Source organism: Lachnoanaerobaculum saburreum DSM 3986, from assembly GCF_000185385.1.
Taxonomy (GTDB): domain Bacteria; phylum Bacillota; class Clostridia; order Lachnospirales; family Lachnospiraceae; genus Lachnoanaerobaculum; species Lachnoanaerobaculum saburreum.
In genome coordinates this window covers 76,599-94,215 of sequence record NZ_GL622296.1, presented here as the reverse complement: position 1 = coordinate 94,215, position 17,617 = coordinate 76,599, and the positions used below count along the sequence as shown (strand labels likewise).

Here is a 17,617-nt window from a genome sequence, read left to right as displayed (position 1 = left end):
TGCATTTTCTTCTTAACGAAAACAAAAGGAGTGCAGTTTGAGTTTTAGAAGAAAAGTACACTTGACTTTACATAGTAAAGTCATAGTGCTACATTGACCTTTCTTAGTGAGTACAAGCGCAGCAAAGTATGAACTTAGAAAAATAGCGTACTTGAACTTACAAAGTAAGTTCATAGTATTTATTTTACTTCAAAAAATATGGCCCGATGGCTCAGTTGGTTAGAGCGCCGCCCTGTCACGGCGGAGGTCGTCGGTTCGAGTCCGATTCGGGTCGTTACTTAAAGTATTCCAGCCTTTAAGTTTATATATGGGATCTTAGCTCAGCTGGGAGAGCATCTGCCTTACAAGCAGAGGGTCACAGGTTCGAGCCCTGTAGGTCCCATTTGTCTTTCGATATTTTTGAGAGAGATAGTGTTGACAATGTATTAGATATGTGATAATATGTTGCACATGCCGATATGGCTCAATTGGCAGAGCAGCTGATTTGTAATCAGCAGGTTATCGGTTCGAGTCCGATTATCGGCTTTTACTCTTATGAGTAAAAGTGAAGAACTTAATAAGTTTGGGGGAATTCCCGAGAGGCCAAAGGGGACAGACTGTAAATCTGCTAGCACTGCTTTCGGTGGTTCGAATCCACCTTCCCCCATTGTTCAGTCACTCTTTTTAAGAGTGAGTTTTGTTCTGAATATTGTTGTCGCGGGGTAGAGCAGTCTGGAAGCTCGTCGGGCTCATAACCCGGAGGTCGCAGGTTCAAATCCTGTCCCCGCAATTATGCCTTGATAGCTCAGTTGGTAGAGCAGAGGACTGAAAATCCTCGTGTCACTGGTTCGATTCCGGTTCAAGGCATTTAATTTTATTATGGGATACTAGCTCAGGCGGTAGAGCACTTGACTTTTAATCAAGTTGTCCCGGGTTCGAGTCCCGGGTGTCTCATCAGTGTGAAACGGCTCAAGGCTTTGATTTACAAGGCTTTGAGCCGTTTTTTAATTTCTATGGTGGTTGAAAATGAGTCGTTTTAATGCAAAATAAATGTCTAAAAATGTCTAAAATCGCTTTTCTAAAAGTAAGATGTCTAATAAATGTCTAAGAGATTTATAGTGATATTGCAGTCTCTATAGAGTTATTTACTTGCTCTTTATCTACTAAAATATGACTGTACACATCTATAACCATTTTTTCAGTATCACCCAGCAGTTTAGCAATCATCTTTGTAGATATAGCAGGTACTTGATAGCACAGACGAGTGCAGTAGTTATGCCTGAAGATGTGTGGGGTAAGACCGTGTATAATCCTGATTGTATCTGTACCGCCTGCAGCAATATTCATTTTCTTTATGATTTGTTCCCACATTTTTTCAAAGCTTGATAAAGTCATTTCCGAACCGTCTACCTTAGTGATTAAATAATTGTCTACTGTCTTTATGTAGTCCTTTAAAAAGTCTTTTAGATATCCGGGCATTGGCACTGTTCGTTGCCCCCTAACTGTCTTAGTTTCTTTTATGTAAGACCTATTGACCTCAAAAGCCATAGACTTTGTTATGCTTATTTCAGCATTTTCAAGTGATATATCATACTTAGTAAGCGCCAAGGCCTCGCCTCTTCTCAAGCCACAACCGTATAAGAGATATATAAAGCACTTTTCTCTGCCGGTAAAATCTGCGGTCTTTATTGCCCTGATTTCAAGCTCTGTAAGGGCTCTCTTTTCTTTGCTCTTGTATGAGGGCAACTCTAAATCATCTACAAGCGTATGTGCCACATTTATTGGTATTAGTTGAGCTTTTGAAGCGGATTTTAGAATTTGCTTTAAGGTCAATGCAAGTTGTTGACAGGTTCGGGGTCTATCCACTCTTTCATTTATTAAGCTTTGTAATCTTGCGTGAGTAAGGTGCTGTAAAGGGATATCTGACAAGTCGATTATATGCTTGTCTATGATGTTTTTGTACATAAGGTATGTATTTCTTGAGCGATTTACCTTGTATGTATCAAGCCACTCAAGGGCATAGTCATAAAGCGATATATCGCTGGAGGTTACATATTCTCTTTTATATACTTTATCTTTAAGTTCATTTACTTTCTTTTCAAGGTCCGCACTTGATTTTTTAGATATAAGGTTGATTCTATGCTTAGATCCGTCTGCATTGTATGTACCGTCCCAAACCTTAGCACGGAAATATCCGTCTTTTCCTTTACTGTATTTAGCTTTTGCCATATGTACCTCCTTAATTTTGGGTATAAAAATAACACCTGTTGCAAGGTGCTACTATGCGTGGTACAATATGACTTGTTCAGAGTTATATTGCTTGCAGGCAGAAGCTTGCAACGGTATACACAGCCACTTGGTATTGGAGTACCGGGTGGCTTTTTTTAATATAAAAAATCTCTAGGTTCGGCTTTATCCTGATACTGGGAGCGTACTGCTAGAGATTACTTATCCTTAACTAATAAGGCTTTCGCATCTCTAGGATAGCATAATTACTGATAAAACTCAAATACTTACTATTTTCCCGACGTCGGGAAAATGGTGAATAATAAAAAATTAATATTATAAAACTTGACAAAACAATGTGTAAAACATAAAATATAATCATAGATAACTTGTGAAGGATTAACACTGGGTTCCTGAATTGGAGTAGGCTTAATGCTTAGAATTCCTATGTGCCTGGGGTTATCTTTTTTTATGCTTTAAAATAGTACAAACAATATTTGAGTCATTCTTTATAACTTCTATAACAAACTCCACTAATTGGCTAGAGTATCTTCTAGTAGATACAAATTGAAAGCAGTATCTTTCATCATCTTGTAAGTTATAGAAATCCATAATTAGCTTAAGTGCATAGTCATTGAAAACATTGTAGCCTTTAAATGATACATAATCAAACTTTATATTTTTAACATTAATTTGCTTATTAACTAAGGAAATAATGTTCTTTCTTGATAATGTATATTTATCTTTTGGATCCTGCAGTTTAGTGATGATTTTAGCCGGCATATCAGAACTTGAATCCACAGAGTATGTAAAATCTGCTTTTGTCTTGTCTTTTATCTGAACAAATTCATGTCTGATTGGTATGAATAAATCAGCTGAATGATTGGTATTTTGTAGAAAGTCTAGCTCATTTTTGTTTGCAATAAAGCGATCAGCCATTTCAGCAGAATACTTTCCTCTGATTTCACTGTTGGTTAGAATATCCAATGATATAGAAAGTGTCAAAAAATTGGGGGAGACATGCTCTGACATATCTACTTTGTGGAATCTTTTTATTTGTTCGCAGAAATTTATAACACAAGCCTGAAAAAATGGAGCATATATAGTTTCATAGTCCTCGGTTATAAAATGAGTGCTTGTATCCCTTAGATCAATAATAGTCTCCAAATTTACTCTGAGCGGTTGTTTTTTGTCTGTATAAACTCTTTGCAGTGCGTCTCGTAAAGAGAGGGTTCTATTAGGGGAATCAGTGAAATATATACTTTCACCTCTATTCAACAATTCCGCTTTTAACATCAGTTCCCAAGCATTGCAAATAAAAAAGCTAAATCCCTCAATTCTATATCTGATAGTTGGTTTGTTATAGATCTCTAAACCTAAAATAAATGCTTCAATGCTTTTATAAACAAGTCTACTTTTAATATCTTCCAATTTCACACTCTCCTATAAAATTTAAAACTTCCCTCTAAGCTCCATGACTTTACCGATTATGTTGTATTAAAGAGTTTTCCGAAACTGTTAGGGCTTAGATTATATAAAACATATCTCTTAAAGAAGATGCCACTGTTTGACTTCATAAAAATTTGCTTTTTATGCTTGTAGAGATAGGCTTTTGCAACTATTTCATTATCCTTTAGTACATGTTGACCATTTTCGGTATTTTCTATGTCATATCCAAGCCTATGCAGGATATCAGAGTAAATAGGGTCTAAACAGTCAGACTGTTCAATTGAATAAGGAACTTCAGGTGATGAATTAAAAGTTATGCCGGTATCGCCGTTAATGTATAATTGCATTGCTTTATGTAGTATAGGACGATACTTGTCCACAACATTTTTGGTTTTTACACCTTCATATAAATCTTTTAGAAAAAACCTTACTAATTCATCACTTGGATATTCGAACTCATAGCGAAGGATAGACTTAAATTCATCAATGTATCTTAGTTCTGACGCTGCTCCAAGTATTAAATCAACATCAAATACATCTTTTGAGAATTTTTGAAGTTCGTTTAACTGTGCCGGCTTAATATCTGACAAATCTACTTCAAGGAAAGGATTTTCGTCCATCTTATTTGGTTCTACTAAGTCACTATAAAATTTGTAAACTTTCCCATTGGTTAAAATTGCAAACTTAGCCGGAGTAACAGAAAAATATCTATACAGTTGAGATGTATGCTTTTTCAATTTTTCGCCTACATATTTTGCTTCTATCAATATAATGGGTTGTCCATCCTTCATAATGGCATAGTCAACTTTTTCGCCCCTTTTGGTACCTACATCAGCTGTATACTCAGGAACAAATTCTATCGGATTGAAAACATCATATCCTAAAAGCTGAAAGAATGGCAAAATCAGAGTCATTTTTGTTGCTTCTTCAGTTCTGATATTTTTAGCATGTTCAAGTTTTTTAGAGAACTCCTGTAATTGTTCTTCAAAACTCATTTTTAAAACGCCTCCCTCGTTTTTTATTAAAATTTTCCTCTAAGCTCCACTACTTTACCTATGATATTTACCGGCAAATCAATTATGTCTTTTTTGCTAAAGAACATAGGTTCATAGTCAGGGTTTAAAGATATCAGGCTTATGCCGTCATCATGCTTTTGTAGTCTTTTACAACAAGCGTCATACCCATTGACTTTAGTAATTACGATATCTCCTGAATCTGCATCTGGCTGTACTCTAACAATTACTACATCCCCATTCTGTATTCGTGGCGACATGGAATTACCTTTTATGCGAAGTCCAAAGAACTCCCCTCGTCTTGCAAGATCTTCGTCTATCTCCTCATAATCAATTATATCCTCTATAGCTTCTATAGGTATACCGGCTGCTACATCACCGAGGACGGGAATTTTTACGCCTCTTGGCTTTTCATGTGGTTCGGGATTACCATTTGGCAAATTATCATTACTATTCCAACCCATAAGCTTAGCAGGAGTTGTTTCTAATATTTTGGCTATAGGCTCAAGTGTGCCTACAGGAAAATTCTCAATATCGTTACTCTCATATCTGTATACAGTTGCTCTATTTTTACCAAGTCTATCAGCCACTTCATCGACTGATAAGCCAAGCTCTCTTCGTCTTTGTTTTATTCTTTCACCTATCGTCATCTTAAAAACTCCTTTTATTAGGATATTGTAATTATATAACTTTATTTGCAAATATGCAACAACTAAATATATAAAAAATAAAAAAATCGCATTTAACGCAAAAATAGTGTTGACAAAAATTATAAAAAGATTTATTATAAGTTTGTCGCAGAAATGCGATAGAAAGGAATACAAAATATGAATGTTAATAAGCTAAAAGGAAAAATTGTAGAGAATGGGCTTAATGTCTCACAATTAGCATCTTCCATTGGTATAGATAAGACAACTCTGTATAGGAAGCTTACATCCAATGGCGATACACTGACTATAAGCGAAGCTGAAAAAATAGCTAGAACGCTAAATCTATCAATGGAAGATGTAAATGCAATTTTTTTTGCTGATTTTGTCGCATAATATGCGAATTTAAAAAAGGGAGGTGATTTTATAAATGATTTAAAAATATCCTTGGCGGCCGCAAGAGTAAATGCAGAGCTTAGCCAAAGGGAAGCAGCAAAAATGTTGAAAGTAGGACAGCAAACCATTCTGAATTGGGAAAAAGGAAAAGTAGCAATCCCTGCATTTCAGCTTGAAAGACTGGTAGGGATTTATCAGATTCCAATTGAGAACATAAGAATTAAAAAGAGCTGCACAGCTCAGAACCAATGAGTTATGCAGCAAAAGTAGCAATTATTTTTTCTTACTTGGTGTTTGTGATAAAGCAGAACCAGCTACAGATTTGGAAGCAGAGCTTGTTCTTTTATCACGAAGAATTTTAGATGCAGTAGATGCAACTCTTTTAGAAGTTTTTTTATTAGCCATAGACACCTCCTTTCATAGATTTTGGTTAAGTATATTACTACGGAATAGGGAAGTCAAGGGCAAATATACAATATATAGTATTAAAATTGCAAAATATAAACTATATATTGTGGCAAAAAGTAAACTGAAATAAGTAGAAGTAGGCAGAAGTAGTTGTTTTTACAAACAGAAAATTAGGAGGTGATTTTATAAAAATAGAAAAGTGGTGCAACCACGAAATCAGATTTGTAGAAAAAGATGGCGAATGGTGGGCGGTGGCTACAGATATAGCAAATGCTTTAGGGCATAGAGATGCAAACAATGCTTTAAAGAAAATGAAGACTAAATATAAGGGTACTCACAAAGTTAGTACCCCGAGTGGAATACAAAATGTGACTATCCTAAATGAAAAAGGTATTTATCGCCTAATTATGAGGAGCAATAAGCCTGAAGCTGAAGAATTTCAAGACTTTGTTTATGAAGTAATTAAGGGTCTCCGTGAAGCATCAGGATATGAGGGCTTTGAGATATTCCGAATGCTTGATAAAGAACATCAAAAGGAAATGATGAAAAAGCTTCAGGAAGGACTTAAAAAGCCTGCAAGGGTTGATTATATCAAGGCTAATACGATAGCAAATAAGGCTGTATCACTGAAGCATGGATATCCAAAGATGGTAAAGAAAGCGGATATGGCTCTGGAGATGTTAAAGGATAGAGAGCCGATACTTGTGGATACAGTGGAGTTGATGACGGTCAAAGACAAGTACGGCTTAGATGTATCAGTAAGCGATACGATTTATAAGAAAAGTGAAGAAAAGGTAGGGTAGGAGAGAACATGGAATTAAAAGATATTAACACTTGTGAGTTGGTAGAAGAACTCAAAAAGAGGGAAGGTGTAGAAGTTAAAATTGCAGAACCGCATAAAGATATGTCGGTATCGGTAAACGGTCCTGCTGTTGTTTTGGTAGTCGTTGATTAACCTATTTTGCTGTATGGGTAGTGCCCTTTTACATAGGTGGCTAAATAGCTACCTTTAGAAGATGCATTCACGAGTTCGTTATAAACATATTCAGGAACACCGGAATAGCTGTACAAGGAGCCATTTTTAAAGCGTACATATAAAGTGCCTTTTTCATACCCTACGGCGTCTAGGTTTGAGGATGATACAGAAATCATATTCATTAACTAGTCCCTCCTTTCTAAGTACTCGGCTTGGCAGAGCCTGTAAGTAGATTGTAGGAGAGATTAGAGGGAAAGTAAATAGGAGGATATATAAACATGAATGAAAAAGAAAGTAGCAAAGAAGCCTTAGAAAAGATACTGCTTAGATACATTGAGCGTTTAACTAAAGAGGGAACAGCCGAACAAGTTTCAATAGTGGCACATGAGTTGGTAGAACTTATAAATTGCGAAGATAAAGGTTTAGACAAATTTTCGAATGAAGAGCTGATTAGAGAACTTAAGCAGAGAAAAGGTGCTAGAGATATTGAATTTATACTTTAAGGAGAACAAGAATGAAAACAGAGAATGCGATTAAATATGCAGAAGCCTTGAAAGGGATTTCCTACAGAGATTGGCAGATGTTAAAGGTAGGTATGGACAGGATGTTTCAGGGCAAATTAAAAGAGCTTGAGCCGGAACTCAAACTCTCAGACACTGAACAAGTTGGCAGACTTATTCAGTCACAATTTGGGAGTTATTTATGGGGAGCGTCCCGGTTAAATAGGAGTAAAACATGAAGTATCTAACAAAGGATGGAGGCTCTTTTGATACAGAGCCGTGCATTGAAGAGTTGATAGAGGTAATCAAAAAATATAAAGTGCCTCTTGCGATTTTAAATGCAATGCTTAAGGAAACAGAAAGAGAGATTAAGGATAGGATAATTATCCAGTGATAGAAGAAGACTATGAAAAAAGAAGAGGTGATAAGTCAGCTTAATGACCTTTGGGAACATTGCCACAGCATGATAGATCGCAGGGATGAGAATTGTGTTTGGCGTAAGGATGTAAAGGCATTAGAAGAGGCTATAAGGATTATACAAAATGTCAAAGTGAGGAGTTTTTCAAAGAAGAGAAGAAGACTATGAAAAAAGAAGAAAAGGATTACAAGACACGTAGGGGCTGGACCTTAGAAGAAATAGCAACACTGTCAGAGCTTAAGGCAAACGGCGTTAGAATTGTAGAGATTGCAGAGAGGCTGAATCGTAACAACTCATCTATATTTAAAAAGATTGGAAATATGGGTGCCGATTTGTATGACAGTGATACTTGGAAGAATTATGCATCTCAAGGGTCGCCTTGGAAAAAGACCGAGCTTAGACTTGTCAAAGAAATAATGAAAAATGGAGGATTCAAAGAAGCGGCACTTAGAGTTCCTCATAGTCCGGGGTCAATACAGACAAAGCTCTTCCGAATGGGCAAAGATTTCTTTGACGAAAGTACTTGGGATAAGTATGCGATAGATTAGGAGAAAATTATGGAGTATCCAAGAAAAATAATGAAAATGTCAGAGCTTAAAAGTTTAGGTTTTCCACAACCTTTGCTTATGGAAGCTTATAGAGACCCGAAACAGGATTTCGCTACAAAAGTGGATCCATCAAAAACAAATTCAACGATAATATTCGACACAGCTGGTTTTGATAAGTGGATAGCAAAGAGGATAAAAATGCAGACGGCTGAGTTTGCAAGTCAAAGAAGACGACCTGCAAGAGGTGCAGGGTGGAAGATGGTAAGGGATGTGGTGTAAATATGATGACTGAGAACCAGATTGAAGCAATAAAAAGAATTTTTGATAAGTGTATAGAGGTAAACAAAAAAGGAAGAGCAGAAGTGTTTTTTGACTGGCATCCGCACACAAGTCAGGTTGATGTTAGTATACATGTTCCAAACTGGAATATGAACAAAAAGTGTAAGAGCATGAATTTCTACTATGATAATTTAGACATTGAATACGATTACCCGATTATGAATTCGTACAAATTGAATACGATAGAAAAAGAATTGGATAAATACATTTAAGGAGGCAATATGAAACAGGAAGAATTAAAAGAGGCTTTAAAAGAAGATTTCACAAATATGGACCTGAGAGGATGGAGCTTCAAAGGTCAGAACTTATCAGGGGCAAATTTTAGCAATGCAGACCTTGAGGGTGCTTGCTTTATAGATACAGTTCTTGTCAGTACAAATTTTGAGGGCGCAAATTTAAAGAATGCGGACTTCTCATGTGTTAATGCATGGTCAGCAAACTTTAATGAGACGAACTGCAAAGATACTGTATTTTTATCTGCAAACTTGACAGAAGCAAGCTTTGAGGGTGCGGATCTGGACTGCGCGTCATTCGCACAGGCAAATTTAACTGAAGCAAACCTTCAGGACACGAACATCATTGCAGCTGAATTTGATAATACAGTGGGCGTTTTTCCTGTGTGTCCGACACATGACAGCTTTATAGGATGGACTATTGGAGAAGATGAAGAAGGAAATGAGTGCTTGGTTGAAGTATCTATTCCTACATGGGCTCAGAGAAGTTCGGGAACAACAAGAAAATGTAGAGCGGAAATACTGTATATAGAATCTATAGAAAGATTGAAAGATGGCTATGATCCGATTGAGGTTACTTTAAAAAACAGAAATTACATCTTAACTGAGAATGATGTTGTGCGAGATAACGACTACGAAGTAGACCGATTCAAGGTAAGCTCTACAGATTTGTACTTCTGGATATCAAAAGAAGAGGCACTGGCGCATGCGAGGAAGCACATATGATGGTAGAGCATAATAAGAGATGGACTGAAAGGAAGAAGAATATGTCTAAGGTAGCAGAAGAAAAAGTAATTGTGCCGGATGTGTGGTCCGATAAAAAAATTGAAAGAAGAATAGAGACCCTTGAGGGTAGGCACGGCAAGCAAGTGCAGGTTTTAAAGGAAAGAATTGAGGAGCTGGAGTACACGCTTGACGGCATTGAGAGGGCATTCTGGTGTGGAATGATAGGGCTTACGATATTTAATTTGGCTATATTAGCGATAGCGATTTTTTAATAGAGAAGGAGAAAAATATGAGAGTTACAAAGATTAAGATTAAGAATTTATTTGGCATAAAAGAGTATGAGGCTGATGGAAAATCTGTAGAGCTGTCAGGCAAGAATGGAGTAGGAAAGACTTCTGTAATTGATGCAATTCGTTATGCTCTGACAAATAAGTCAAGTAGAGATTACATAGTAAGAAACGGAGAAAACGAGGGAGAGATACTCATTGAGACTGATAACGGTTTAAGGATTGACAGAAGAGAACGTTTGACACAGACAAGTTACAAATCAGTTAAAAGCAATGGTAAGGAAGTGCCAAGTCCTGAAAGCTTCCTTAGAGATATATTTACACCTTTACAGCTTAATCCGGTTGAGTTTGCAGGAATGGACAAAAAGAAGCAAAATGCAATGATTTTAGACTTAATTGAATTTGCTTGGGATATGAACACAATTAGAGATTGGTTTGGAGAGATACCGGATTGGGTGTCGTATGATCAAAACATACTGGCAATTTTGGATGATATTCAATCTGAAAAAGGAAAGTACTTTCAAAGAAGACAGGATGTTAATAGAGATATAAGGAATAAAAATGCATTTATTGAAGAAATTGCAAGTTCAATCCCTGCGGGGTACATGGTGGATGAATGGGAAAATGCAAGCGCAGGTGAGCTTTATAGGAAAATAGAGACTATAAGACATCAGAATGGCTTAATTGAAAAAGCAAAGGCATTTATTCAAAGTTCAGATAATAAGATCAGAGGATTACAGGCAGAAAAGGAGATTGCAATTACAGCTATCGAGCGTGAAACTGCAAACCGTGAAAGCAGTATTGGGAAGTCTATAGTACAGCTTGAAGAGCAGATTAAGGCATATAGACAGGAGCTGTCAACACTTTCAGAGAAAAAACAAGATAAGATTGCACTTGAGGAAGAGAAATATAAAGCCAATGTGGCCAAATTAACAGCGAATTTGGCAGAGTATGAAGAATTAGCGAGTCAGGAAATAAAAAGCGTGGACGAACTTAGCAAGCAAGCAGAGCACATTGAAGAAATGAAAGGACATATCAATGAGTATCGTAGGATGGAAAGCTTGCAAAGTGAAGTTGAAGATCTTCAACAGGAAAGCGAAGAGCTGACACAGAAAATCACTAAAGCAAGAACTTTACCGGGAGAAATATTGCAAACATCCAATATTCCTGTGCAAGGCCTAAGCGTAAAAGATGGAGTTCCGCTTATAAATGGACTTCCAATCAGCAATCTTTCAGAAGGTGAAAAGCTGGATCTATGTATAGATGTGGCAATTCAGAAGCCTAACGGTCTGCAAATCATATTGATTGATGGAGTCGAAAAGATGGCTACAGAACTTAGAGAAAGACTTTATAAGAAATGCAAGGATAAGGAGTTGCAATTTATAGCTACAAGAACAACAGACAGTGATGATTTAACAGTAGTTGAGTTATAGGAGAAGAAGTATGAATGAATTAATTGAAACAGGAAACAATTTACCGGTATCAGGTGAAGTTTTTGCGAAGGCTGAAAGCTTTCAGGATTTATTTAATATAGGGAAGATGTTCGCATCGTCTTCCCTTGTGCCGCAAGCCTATCAAGGCAAGGCAATGGATTGTGCTATTGCCATAGACATGGCCAACCGCATGGGTTTAAGCCCTATGATGGTTATGCAAAATCTTTACGTTGTTAAAGGCAAGCCGTCATGGAGCGGGCAGGCCTGCATGGGGATGATTAAATCAAATGCAGGATTTAAAGAAGCTAAACCGATATACTTTGGAGAAAAAGGCACAGAAGATAGGGGGTGCTATATAAAAGCGGTTACAAAAGAAGGAGAACTTATAGAAGGTCCGGATGTAACATTGAAGATGGCAAGACTTGAGGGCTGGACATCAAATAAGAAATGGCAGACTATGCCTGAGCTTATGCTTGCATATCGTGCAGCGGCTTTCTTTGCAAGAATTCATGTACCGAACTTACTTATGGGTTGTCTTGTTGAGGGTGAAGCTGAGGATATATCACCGGAAAAACCTAAGGCAGTGGATCCGTTTGAGGTCAAAGGGGGAACAGAGAATGCAACTGACAAATGAGAATTACTTTTCAAATGAAGCAAGCAAAGAGTATTTGTCTGTAAGTCAGTACAAAAGCTTTGTTGGATCTATGGGTATAAAAGGTTGTGAAGCTATGGCAATGGCTGAAATAAGAGGTGAATGGGAAAGAGAAAAGAGTACTGCTTTGCTTGTAGGAAGTTATGTGGACGCACATTTTGAGGGGAGCCTTCCCCTCTTTAAAGCCCAAAATCCCGAAATATTTACAAAGCAAGGTACTTTAAAGGCTGAATATAGGCAGGCCGAAGAAATTATAAATAGGATTGAAAGAGATCCATACTTTATGAAATTTATGTCCGGACAGAAACAAGTAATCATGACCGGAGAAATCGGCGGAGTACCTTGGAAAATAAAAATGGATTCATATATTCCTGACATCTGCATAGTTGACTTAAAAATTGTCAAGTCAATCCGTGACAGGTTTTATGTAAAAAAATACGGTTATATGGATTTTATTACAAATTGGGGATATGAAATTCAGGGAGCCGTATATCAAGAAATTGTAAGGCAGAATACAGGAAAGGTATTGCCTTTTTATATAGCCGCTGCAAGCAAAGAAAAAGTTACAGACATAGAAATCATACAGATAAATGATGAAGCATTGGTGGCGACCCTTGAAAAGATTAAGGAACATGTTGAAAGAGTTGTGAAGATAAAAAACGGAGAAATAGAGCCGGAAAGATGCGGAACCTGTGACTATTGCAAGTTTACAAAAGTTCTTTCAAGACCAATGCTTTACACAGATTTAATATTAGACGAAGTGGAGGAAACAGAGTGAATCAGGCTATTATATGCGGAAGATTAGTAAGAGATCCGGAGATACGATACACAAATGGTGCAGAGGCAAAGGCGGTGGCTAAGTACACTATAGCGGTCGACAGAATGAAAGACAAAGAAGCCGATTTTATATCATGTGTGGCATTTGGCAAGTCGGCAGAGTTTGCGGAAAAGTACTTCAGAAAAGGGCAAAGGGTATTGATTTCAGGTCGTATTCAAACAAGCAGTTACACAAACAAGGACGGACAAAAGGTGTATACAACTGATGTTCTTATAGCTACACAGGAGTTTGCAGACGGTAAGGGAGCAGGCACAGGACAGGCAAGTTCAAGGCCGTCATCATCAAATGCAAGTGCTGACGGGTTTATGAATATTCCTGACAGTGTTGATGGTGAAGGACTGCCATTTAATTAAAGGAGGCAGTCGGGTGGATTTTAGCAATGAAGTTTGGAAACCTATCAAAGGGTTTGATTATTACGAAGTTAGCAATCTTGGTAGAGTTCGTTCAATTTCTCATGTGGATTCCATGGGCAGAATGAAAGTCGGGAAAATTCTCGAACAGTGTTTTGATGGCAAAAATAATTACCTGCATGTTGGGTTAGGGAAAGGCGGAGCAAAGAGATACAGCAAAAATGTTCATCGTCTAGTCGCATGTGCTTTTATCCCTAATCCGTATGGTTTTAAAGAGGTAAACCACAAAGATGAAAATAAAATAAATAATTCCGCAGATAATTTAGAATGGTGCAATCATAAATATAATAACAATTATGGTTCGAGGGCCGGTTTATTTCGTGGAGAGAAAAACCCACAGAGCAAGATTGGCTACAATTGCATTTCTTTTATAAGAAAAAACCATAAATCGTGTGGAGGGGAATATAGAAATTGCGACCTTGCAAAAATGTTTAACATATCAGAGTCTCATGTCTCCTCAATAGCACACAGGAGGCGTTGGAATTATGATGATACAGTGTGACAGTAGGGAAGGTAAAAGTCAACTGCACAGAGTTGAAACGCAGTTCGACCGGCATGGAGTAAATCATTTTGTTTCAAAACTGTATGTCGGTGACTATATGAATTACGATAATCCTAGGCTTGTGGTTGACCGTAAACAGAACTTAAGCGAACTATGCAGTAATGTCTGTCAAGACCATACCCGTTTTAGAAATGAGCTTTTAAGGGCAAATAAGGCAGGTGTAAAAATTGTATTTTTATGCGAGCATGGTAAGGGAATAAAAAGCCTTGAGGATGTGCAAAACTGGACAAATCCCAGACGATATGCCCGTGTAAAGTCCGCTACTACAGGTAAATGGGAAACTTTTGAAACAAAGGCAATGACAGGCGAAAAGTTACATAAAGTGCTTTCAACAATAAAAATCAAGTATGGTTGCGATTTTCTCTTTTGCAGTAAGGAAGAAACAGGAAAGAAAATAATAGAAATTCTGAAAGGGTGAGTATGACATCTGAAGAGATTAAAGAAAAATATTCAATGTCGGAAATCCTTGAGCAATACGGATTTAAACCAAACAGGGCAGGGTTTATATGCTGCCCTTTTCACAAGGAAAAGACTCCATCAATGAAGATATATGCGAAATCTTTTTATTGTTTCGGCTGTGGAAGACACGGAGATATCTTTGATTTTGTCGCAGGTATGGAAAATTGTAACTTCTCTGAGGCTTATAGGAGCCTTGGAGGAGTAGAAGACAACAGCCGAAAGGCTAAGTTTGCAGAGTACAGAAGACGTAAAGCACGTGAGAAGGCTGTTAGAATCGCACAGGACGAACGAAACAAGCTTAGAGGTATATTCGATAGGCAAGATGAATTAAGGGCGTTGTTGAGCGAATTAGAGCCGTTAAGTGACGAATGGGCAAACTGTTACAGGGAACTCTTACAGGTTACTACAGAACGTGCGGAGTTGAGCAAGGAAGAAGATGTATATGAGTATGCATATACTTACGTATCTTCGGCTTTGTATCAGGATTTTCACAATAAAGGAGCGGGATGATGAAGAAAATTGAAGAAGTGACAAAAAAGGACCTGCTCTCAAAAGAATTCATGCAGGATATCTTTGACGAAGAGGATGAAATCGAAAGAGGCGTAAATATAGCCAATTTGATGGACAGAGCAAGAGAATTGAAGGTATATACAGAGTTTAAAATACTGCTTGATGCTTTCAGAAAAGCTGAAAGAGAAATGATACCGGAGAAAACTAAGGGGAACCTTTGTCAGTGGACCAACTTTGAAAGTGATGAGTATGACAATATGATTTGTGGTTATTGGAATGCTACAGAACGCGGAATAATTAAGCCTAATTCAGATGAATACGCCTGCTACCACCCAATATTGCCGGTTGAGAGGCTTAAAAATATTGAAACCGGAGCGGAGCAAATAAAGCTTGCATACAAGCGTAACGGAACTTGGCATGAAATAGTAGTACCTAAGTCTTTGATAGCTTCAGCAAGTAAAATAGTGGCCTTGGCGGAACAGGGAATAGCGGTTACAAGTGAAAATGCAAAGCTCTTAGTGAAATACCTGTCAGATGTGGAAAATCAGAACGATAATTTTATAAAAATTAAGCGTTCAACCTCCAAATTTGGATGGCTAAACAAAGATTTTATACCGTTTGACGGAGATATTATTTTTGATGGTGATATAAAGTTCAAACAGGTATCCGAAAGTGTGAACACACAGGGTAGTTACACAACTTGGTTAGATCACACAAGGACTGTAAGGGCAAGAAAGAGGATTGAAAGTAAATTTTGTTTGGCCGCATCATTCGCAAGTGTTCTGGTTGCTCCATTGAGAGGCCTACCCTTCTTTGTAGACCTTTGGGGAGGCACTGAAGCGGGTAAATCGGTGGCTTTAATGCTTGCGGCATCCGTTTGGGCAAATCCTGATGAAAATGCCTTTGTAGGCGATTACAAAAGCACAGAGACGGCCTTGGAGGCTAAAGCGGATATGTTAAACCACTTACCAATGCTACTTGATGATACATCAAATCAAAACAGGAGGCTTGCAGAGAATTTTGAAAGCCTTGTATATGTGCTTTGTTCCGGGAAAGGTAAGACAAGGAGCAACAAAGACATTGGTATAAACAGAGAAAGCAGGTGGAAAAACTGCATAATAACAAACGGTGAAAAGCCTTTGACTTCTTATGTCAATCAAGGTGGAGCGATGAACAGAATCTTAGAGATAAGCTGTGACGGCCACATCTTTGAAGATCCAAGGCTTACGGCTTCAGTGGTAAAAAACAATTACGGTTATGCCGGGCGAGAGTTTGTAAAAGTTCTGAAAGAAATCGGAGTTGAAGGGCTTATGGAAATTCAAAAGGGTTTTCTGGATAAGCTTGACAATGATGAAAAAATGCAAAAACAAAGCTTATCACTTTCTATAGTGCTTACAGCCGACAAAATAGCAACAGATTATATTTTCAAAGACGGTGAGTATATAGACATTGAGGAAGCCAAGCAGACCTTAATTGATAAAAATGAGCTTTCGGATAATGAGAGGTGTTACAGGTTTATCGTTGATAAGGTGGCCATGAACCCTGCAAGGTTTGATCCACAGAACGAGGTTGTGGAGAAATGGGGGATTATAGAAGACGGTTATGCTGTAATTATTTCAACTGTTATGTCAGATCTTTGCAAACAGTCAGGATTTTCAAGAGTATCGTTTTTGAAATGGGCAAATGATAAGAATTTACTGCTGACGAATAAGGGGAGAACCGATTCTTTGAAAAAATTCAATGGAACTCCTGTGCGTTGTGTTAAGTTAAAATTATCAGATAACAGTGATTTTAGTAGCGGTTTTGAACAAATAAATATGACAAATAACGACATATTACCGTTTGATTAATAAATTATCTGATAAATACAAACCAATTTGTAGTTACCTAAAAATTATATGGTTTCCGAAAAAAACTAAAAAAGCTAGAGTTTAAGCGGCTTTAAGGGGTGTGGTAACCGAATAACCACTGAAACCATGCACATGTATATGTATATATAGGGAAAATTTTTTTAAATATTTTTATTAATAAATATTTCCCCTATATGCGAGGATGTGTTTTTTATGGTTACTTGGTTATGCAGTGCCTGAAACCCGCATAAATAAAGAGTTTAAAAGGGTATCCAAGGGGTAAAAAACAAAAGTTACCGGTGGTTATGTTGGTTGCAGTAAGGAGTTTGCAGTATCTGACACAATATATATATAAATAAAATATATTAATATTAAAGCTACACAAATATAAATTATCAGATAATTATGCTATAAATAAGTTTATTATTATAAGTTTAGAAACAATTATGGAGTTTTTAAGGATATGAACTATAAAGAGATAATGACGAATGACAAGATAACGGTGATGATAAATGACATACACAATAAGTGGTGGAAGTCGGTAAGAGAGTTTGATGAAAAATCGGATAAAGACGAGGTTGCAAAGTCTATGCAGGTCTTAATGAAATATGTTGAGGCGAATTACTCAAGCTATCCTATAGCCTGCAAGATAATGGAGGCTTACATAGACGAGCTGGATGCAAGAGTAAAAGGCGGATACAGGGATTTTGATGGAGAGAAAGAAAAGAATGAGCGAAGATAATTAAAATCAATTCTAA

The 17,617-nt window shown here is 37.2% G+C and carries 28 protein-coding genes and 7 tRNA genes; 29 read left to right on the top strand and 6 right to left on the bottom strand.

The genetic code is table 11. From position 1 onward, the window contains the following. The first annotated feature begins 200 nt into the window (after positions 1-200). From HMPREF0381_RS00570 to HMPREF0381_RS00540, 7 genes are all read left to right on the top strand, one after another. Positions 201-274 (top strand) — tRNA-Asp (locus tag HMPREF0381_RS00570). A gap of 35 nt (positions 275-309) precedes the next feature. Next, positions 310-382 (top strand) — tRNA-Val (locus HMPREF0381_RS00565). A 70-nt stretch (positions 383-452) separates the two neighbouring features. Then, positions 453-525 (top strand) — tRNA-Thr (locus tag HMPREF0381_RS00560). 39 nt (positions 526-564) lie between these two features. Beyond that, positions 565-646 (top strand) — tRNA-Tyr (locus tag HMPREF0381_RS00555). Between the two features lie 49 nt (positions 647-695). Continuing rightward, positions 696-769, top strand: a tRNA-Met gene (locus HMPREF0381_RS00550). Between the two features lie 4 nt (positions 770-773). Continuing rightward, positions 774-846: transfer RNA gene (locus HMPREF0381_RS00545), tRNA-Phe, on the top strand. Between the two features lie 14 nt (positions 847-860). Further along, positions 861-933 (top strand) — tRNA-Lys (locus HMPREF0381_RS00540). A gap of 159 nt (positions 934-1,092) precedes the next feature. Here HMPREF0381_RS00540 and HMPREF0381_RS00535 read toward each other — a convergent pair. The 4 genes from HMPREF0381_RS00535 to HMPREF0381_RS00520 all read right to left on the bottom strand — a co-directional run bounded on the left by HMPREF0381_RS00535 (position 1,093) and on the right by HMPREF0381_RS00520 (position 5,317). Beyond that, a complete protein-coding gene (locus tag HMPREF0381_RS00535; protein ID WP_008749890.1) occupies positions 1,093-2,208 on the bottom strand; it encodes a tyrosine-type recombinase/integrase in 1,116 nt (371 codons plus the stop codon). 456 nt (positions 2,209-2,664) lie between these two features. Continuing rightward, positions 2,665-3,642: a DUF3644 domain-containing protein gene (locus HMPREF0381_RS00530; protein WP_008749889.1), complete on the bottom strand. Its 978-nt coding sequence runs from the start codon at positions 3,640-3,642 to the stop codon at positions 2,665-2,667. Positions 3,643-3,692: 50 nt separating this feature from the next. After that, positions 3,693-4,649: a type I restriction endonuclease gene (locus tag HMPREF0381_RS00525; RefSeq protein WP_008749888.1), complete on the bottom strand. Its 957-nt coding sequence runs from the start codon at positions 4,647-4,649 to the stop codon at positions 3,693-3,695. Between the two features lie 26 nt (positions 4,650-4,675). Further along, positions 4,676-5,317, bottom strand: a complete 642-nt coding sequence (locus HMPREF0381_RS00520; protein WP_008749887.1) for a LexA family protein — start codon at positions 5,315-5,317, stop codon at positions 4,676-4,678. A 177-nt stretch (positions 5,318-5,494) separates the two neighbouring features. Between HMPREF0381_RS00520 and HMPREF0381_RS00515 the strand changes: the two genes are divergently transcribed. Together HMPREF0381_RS00515 and HMPREF0381_RS00510 are read left to right on the top strand one after the other, a co-directional pair. Beyond that, positions 5,495-5,710, top strand: coding sequence for a helix-turn-helix domain-containing protein (locus HMPREF0381_RS00515; protein WP_008749886.1), 216 nt, complete (start codon positions 5,495-5,497; stop codon positions 5,708-5,710). A 51-nt stretch (positions 5,711-5,761) separates the two neighbouring features. After that, a complete protein-coding gene (locus HMPREF0381_RS00510) occupies positions 5,762-5,962 on the top strand; it encodes a helix-turn-helix domain-containing protein (RefSeq protein ID WP_008749885.1) in 201 nt (66 codons plus the stop codon). A gap of 21 nt (positions 5,963-5,983) precedes the next feature. Here HMPREF0381_RS00510 and HMPREF0381_RS15545 read toward each other — a convergent pair whose 3' ends face one another. After that, positions 5,984-6,115, bottom strand: a complete 132-nt coding sequence (locus HMPREF0381_RS15545) for a hypothetical protein (protein ID WP_278242706.1) — start codon at positions 6,113-6,115, stop codon at positions 5,984-5,986. A gap of 188 nt (positions 6,116-6,303) precedes the next feature. Here HMPREF0381_RS15545 and HMPREF0381_RS00505 point away from each other — a divergent pair, with 188 nt between their 5' ends. Together HMPREF0381_RS00505 and HMPREF0381_RS14765 are read left to right on the top strand one after the other, a co-directional pair. Further along, positions 6,304-6,921, top strand: coding sequence for a BRO-N domain-containing protein (locus HMPREF0381_RS00505; protein ID WP_278244433.1), 618 nt, complete (start codon positions 6,304-6,306; stop codon positions 6,919-6,921). An 8-nt stretch (positions 6,922-6,929) separates the two neighbouring features. Beyond that, positions 6,930-7,073, top strand: a complete 144-nt coding sequence (locus HMPREF0381_RS14765; protein ID WP_008749882.1) for a BC1881 family protein — start codon at positions 6,930-6,932, stop codon at positions 7,071-7,073. On the opposite strand, the gene HMPREF0381_RS00500 is transcribed toward HMPREF0381_RS14765, so the two are convergent. Further along, positions 7,070-7,276: a KTSC domain-containing protein gene (locus tag HMPREF0381_RS00500; RefSeq protein ID WP_034772924.1), complete on the bottom strand. Its 207-nt coding sequence runs from the start codon at positions 7,274-7,276 to the stop codon at positions 7,070-7,072. The two genes, HMPREF0381_RS14765 and HMPREF0381_RS00500, sit on opposite strands and share 4 nt — an antisense overlap. A gap of 96 nt (positions 7,277-7,372) precedes the next feature. Between HMPREF0381_RS00500 and HMPREF0381_RS00495 the strand changes: the two genes are divergently transcribed. The 18 genes from HMPREF0381_RS00495 (at position 7,373) to HMPREF0381_RS00410 (ending at position 17,601) form a co-directional block, all read left to right on the top strand. Beyond that, positions 7,373-7,597, top strand: a complete 225-nt coding sequence (locus tag HMPREF0381_RS00495) for a hypothetical protein (protein ID WP_008749881.1) — start codon at positions 7,373-7,375, stop codon at positions 7,595-7,597. Between the two features lie 11 nt (positions 7,598-7,608). Continuing rightward, the gene (locus HMPREF0381_RS00490) at positions 7,609-7,833 is read left to right on the top strand and encodes a hypothetical protein (protein ID WP_008749880.1); all 225 of its coding nucleotides are present in this window, start codon (positions 7,609-7,611) and stop codon (positions 7,831-7,833) included. Next, a complete protein-coding gene (locus HMPREF0381_RS00485; protein WP_008749879.1) occupies positions 7,830-7,988 on the top strand; it encodes a hypothetical protein in 159 nt (52 codons plus the stop codon). Before HMPREF0381_RS00490 ends, HMPREF0381_RS00485 begins: the two co-directional genes overlap by 4 nt. A 12-nt stretch (positions 7,989-8,000) precedes the next feature. Next, positions 8,001-8,180, top strand: a complete 180-nt coding sequence (locus tag HMPREF0381_RS00480) for a hypothetical protein (RefSeq protein WP_008749878.1) — start codon at positions 8,001-8,003, stop codon at positions 8,178-8,180. Next, positions 8,177-8,560, top strand: a complete 384-nt coding sequence (locus tag HMPREF0381_RS00475) for a helix-turn-helix domain-containing protein (RefSeq protein WP_008749877.1) — start codon at positions 8,177-8,179, stop codon at positions 8,558-8,560. Before HMPREF0381_RS00480 ends, HMPREF0381_RS00475 begins: the two co-directional genes overlap by 4 nt. Before the next feature lie 9 nt (positions 8,561-8,569). Beyond that, complete coding sequence (locus tag HMPREF0381_RS00470) at positions 8,570-8,839, top strand: hypothetical protein (protein ID WP_008749876.1); 270 nt, start codon at positions 8,570-8,572, stop codon at positions 8,837-8,839. After that, on the top strand, positions 8,812-9,111 hold the full coding sequence (locus HMPREF0381_RS00465; RefSeq protein WP_242822736.1) for a hypothetical protein: 300 nt from the start codon (positions 8,812-8,814) through the stop codon (positions 9,109-9,111). The genes HMPREF0381_RS00470 and HMPREF0381_RS00465 overlap by 28 nt, the downstream gene beginning before the upstream one ends. 9 nt (positions 9,112-9,120) lie before the next feature. Beyond that, positions 9,121-9,858: a pentapeptide repeat-containing protein gene (locus tag HMPREF0381_RS00460; protein WP_008749874.1), complete on the top strand. Its 738-nt coding sequence runs from the start codon at positions 9,121-9,123 to the stop codon at positions 9,856-9,858. Continuing rightward, entirely contained in the window at positions 9,855-10,130 is a 276-nt protein-coding gene (locus HMPREF0381_RS00455; RefSeq protein WP_008749873.1) for a hypothetical protein, read from the top strand. The genes HMPREF0381_RS00460 and HMPREF0381_RS00455 overlap by 4 nt, the downstream gene beginning before the upstream one ends. Before the next feature lie 17 nt (positions 10,131-10,147). Continuing rightward, on the top strand, positions 10,148-11,578 hold the full coding sequence (locus HMPREF0381_RS00450; RefSeq protein WP_008749872.1) for an AAA family ATPase: 1,431 nt from the start codon (positions 10,148-10,150) through the stop codon (positions 11,576-11,578). 10 nt (positions 11,579-11,588) lie between these two features. After that, the gene (locus tag HMPREF0381_RS00445) at positions 11,589-12,212 is read left to right on the top strand and encodes a hypothetical protein (protein ID WP_008749871.1); all 624 of its coding nucleotides are present in this window, start codon (positions 11,589-11,591) and stop codon (positions 12,210-12,212) included. Next, entirely contained in the window at positions 12,196-13,008 is an 813-nt protein-coding gene (locus tag HMPREF0381_RS00440; protein ID WP_040460964.1) for a PD-(D/E)XK nuclease-like domain-containing protein, read from the top strand. Before HMPREF0381_RS00445 ends, HMPREF0381_RS00440 begins: the two co-directional genes overlap by 17 nt. Next, a complete protein-coding gene (locus HMPREF0381_RS00435) occupies positions 13,005-13,421 on the top strand; it encodes a single-stranded DNA-binding protein (protein ID WP_008749869.1) in 417 nt (138 codons plus the stop codon). Before HMPREF0381_RS00440 ends, HMPREF0381_RS00435 begins: the two co-directional genes overlap by 4 nt. 13 nt (positions 13,422-13,434) lie before the next feature. After that, the gene (locus HMPREF0381_RS00430) at positions 13,435-13,980 is read left to right on the top strand and encodes an NUMOD4 domain-containing protein (protein ID WP_242824367.1); all 546 of its coding nucleotides are present in this window, start codon (positions 13,435-13,437) and stop codon (positions 13,978-13,980) included. Further along, positions 13,964-14,458, top strand: coding sequence for an ERCC4 domain-containing protein (locus HMPREF0381_RS00425; RefSeq protein ID WP_008749867.1), 495 nt, complete (start codon positions 13,964-13,966; stop codon positions 14,456-14,458). Before HMPREF0381_RS00430 ends, HMPREF0381_RS00425 begins: the two co-directional genes overlap by 17 nt. A 2-nt stretch (positions 14,459-14,460) precedes the next feature. Continuing rightward, complete coding sequence (locus tag HMPREF0381_RS00420) at positions 14,461-15,009, top strand: CHC2 zinc finger domain-containing protein (protein WP_008749866.1); 549 nt, start codon at positions 14,461-14,463, stop codon at positions 15,007-15,009. Continuing rightward, positions 15,009-16,859 (top strand): DUF927 domain-containing protein, encoded by a 1,851-nt coding sequence (locus HMPREF0381_RS00415; RefSeq protein WP_040460961.1) that lies wholly within the window; start codon positions 15,009-15,011, stop codon positions 16,857-16,859. Before HMPREF0381_RS00420 ends, HMPREF0381_RS00415 begins: the two co-directional genes overlap by 1 nt. A gap of 463 nt (positions 16,860-17,322) precedes the next feature. Next, positions 17,323-17,601 (top strand): hypothetical protein, encoded by a 279-nt coding sequence (locus HMPREF0381_RS00410; RefSeq protein WP_008749864.1) that lies wholly within the window; start codon positions 17,323-17,325, stop codon positions 17,599-17,601. Positions 17,602-17,617 lie beyond the last annotated feature (16 nt).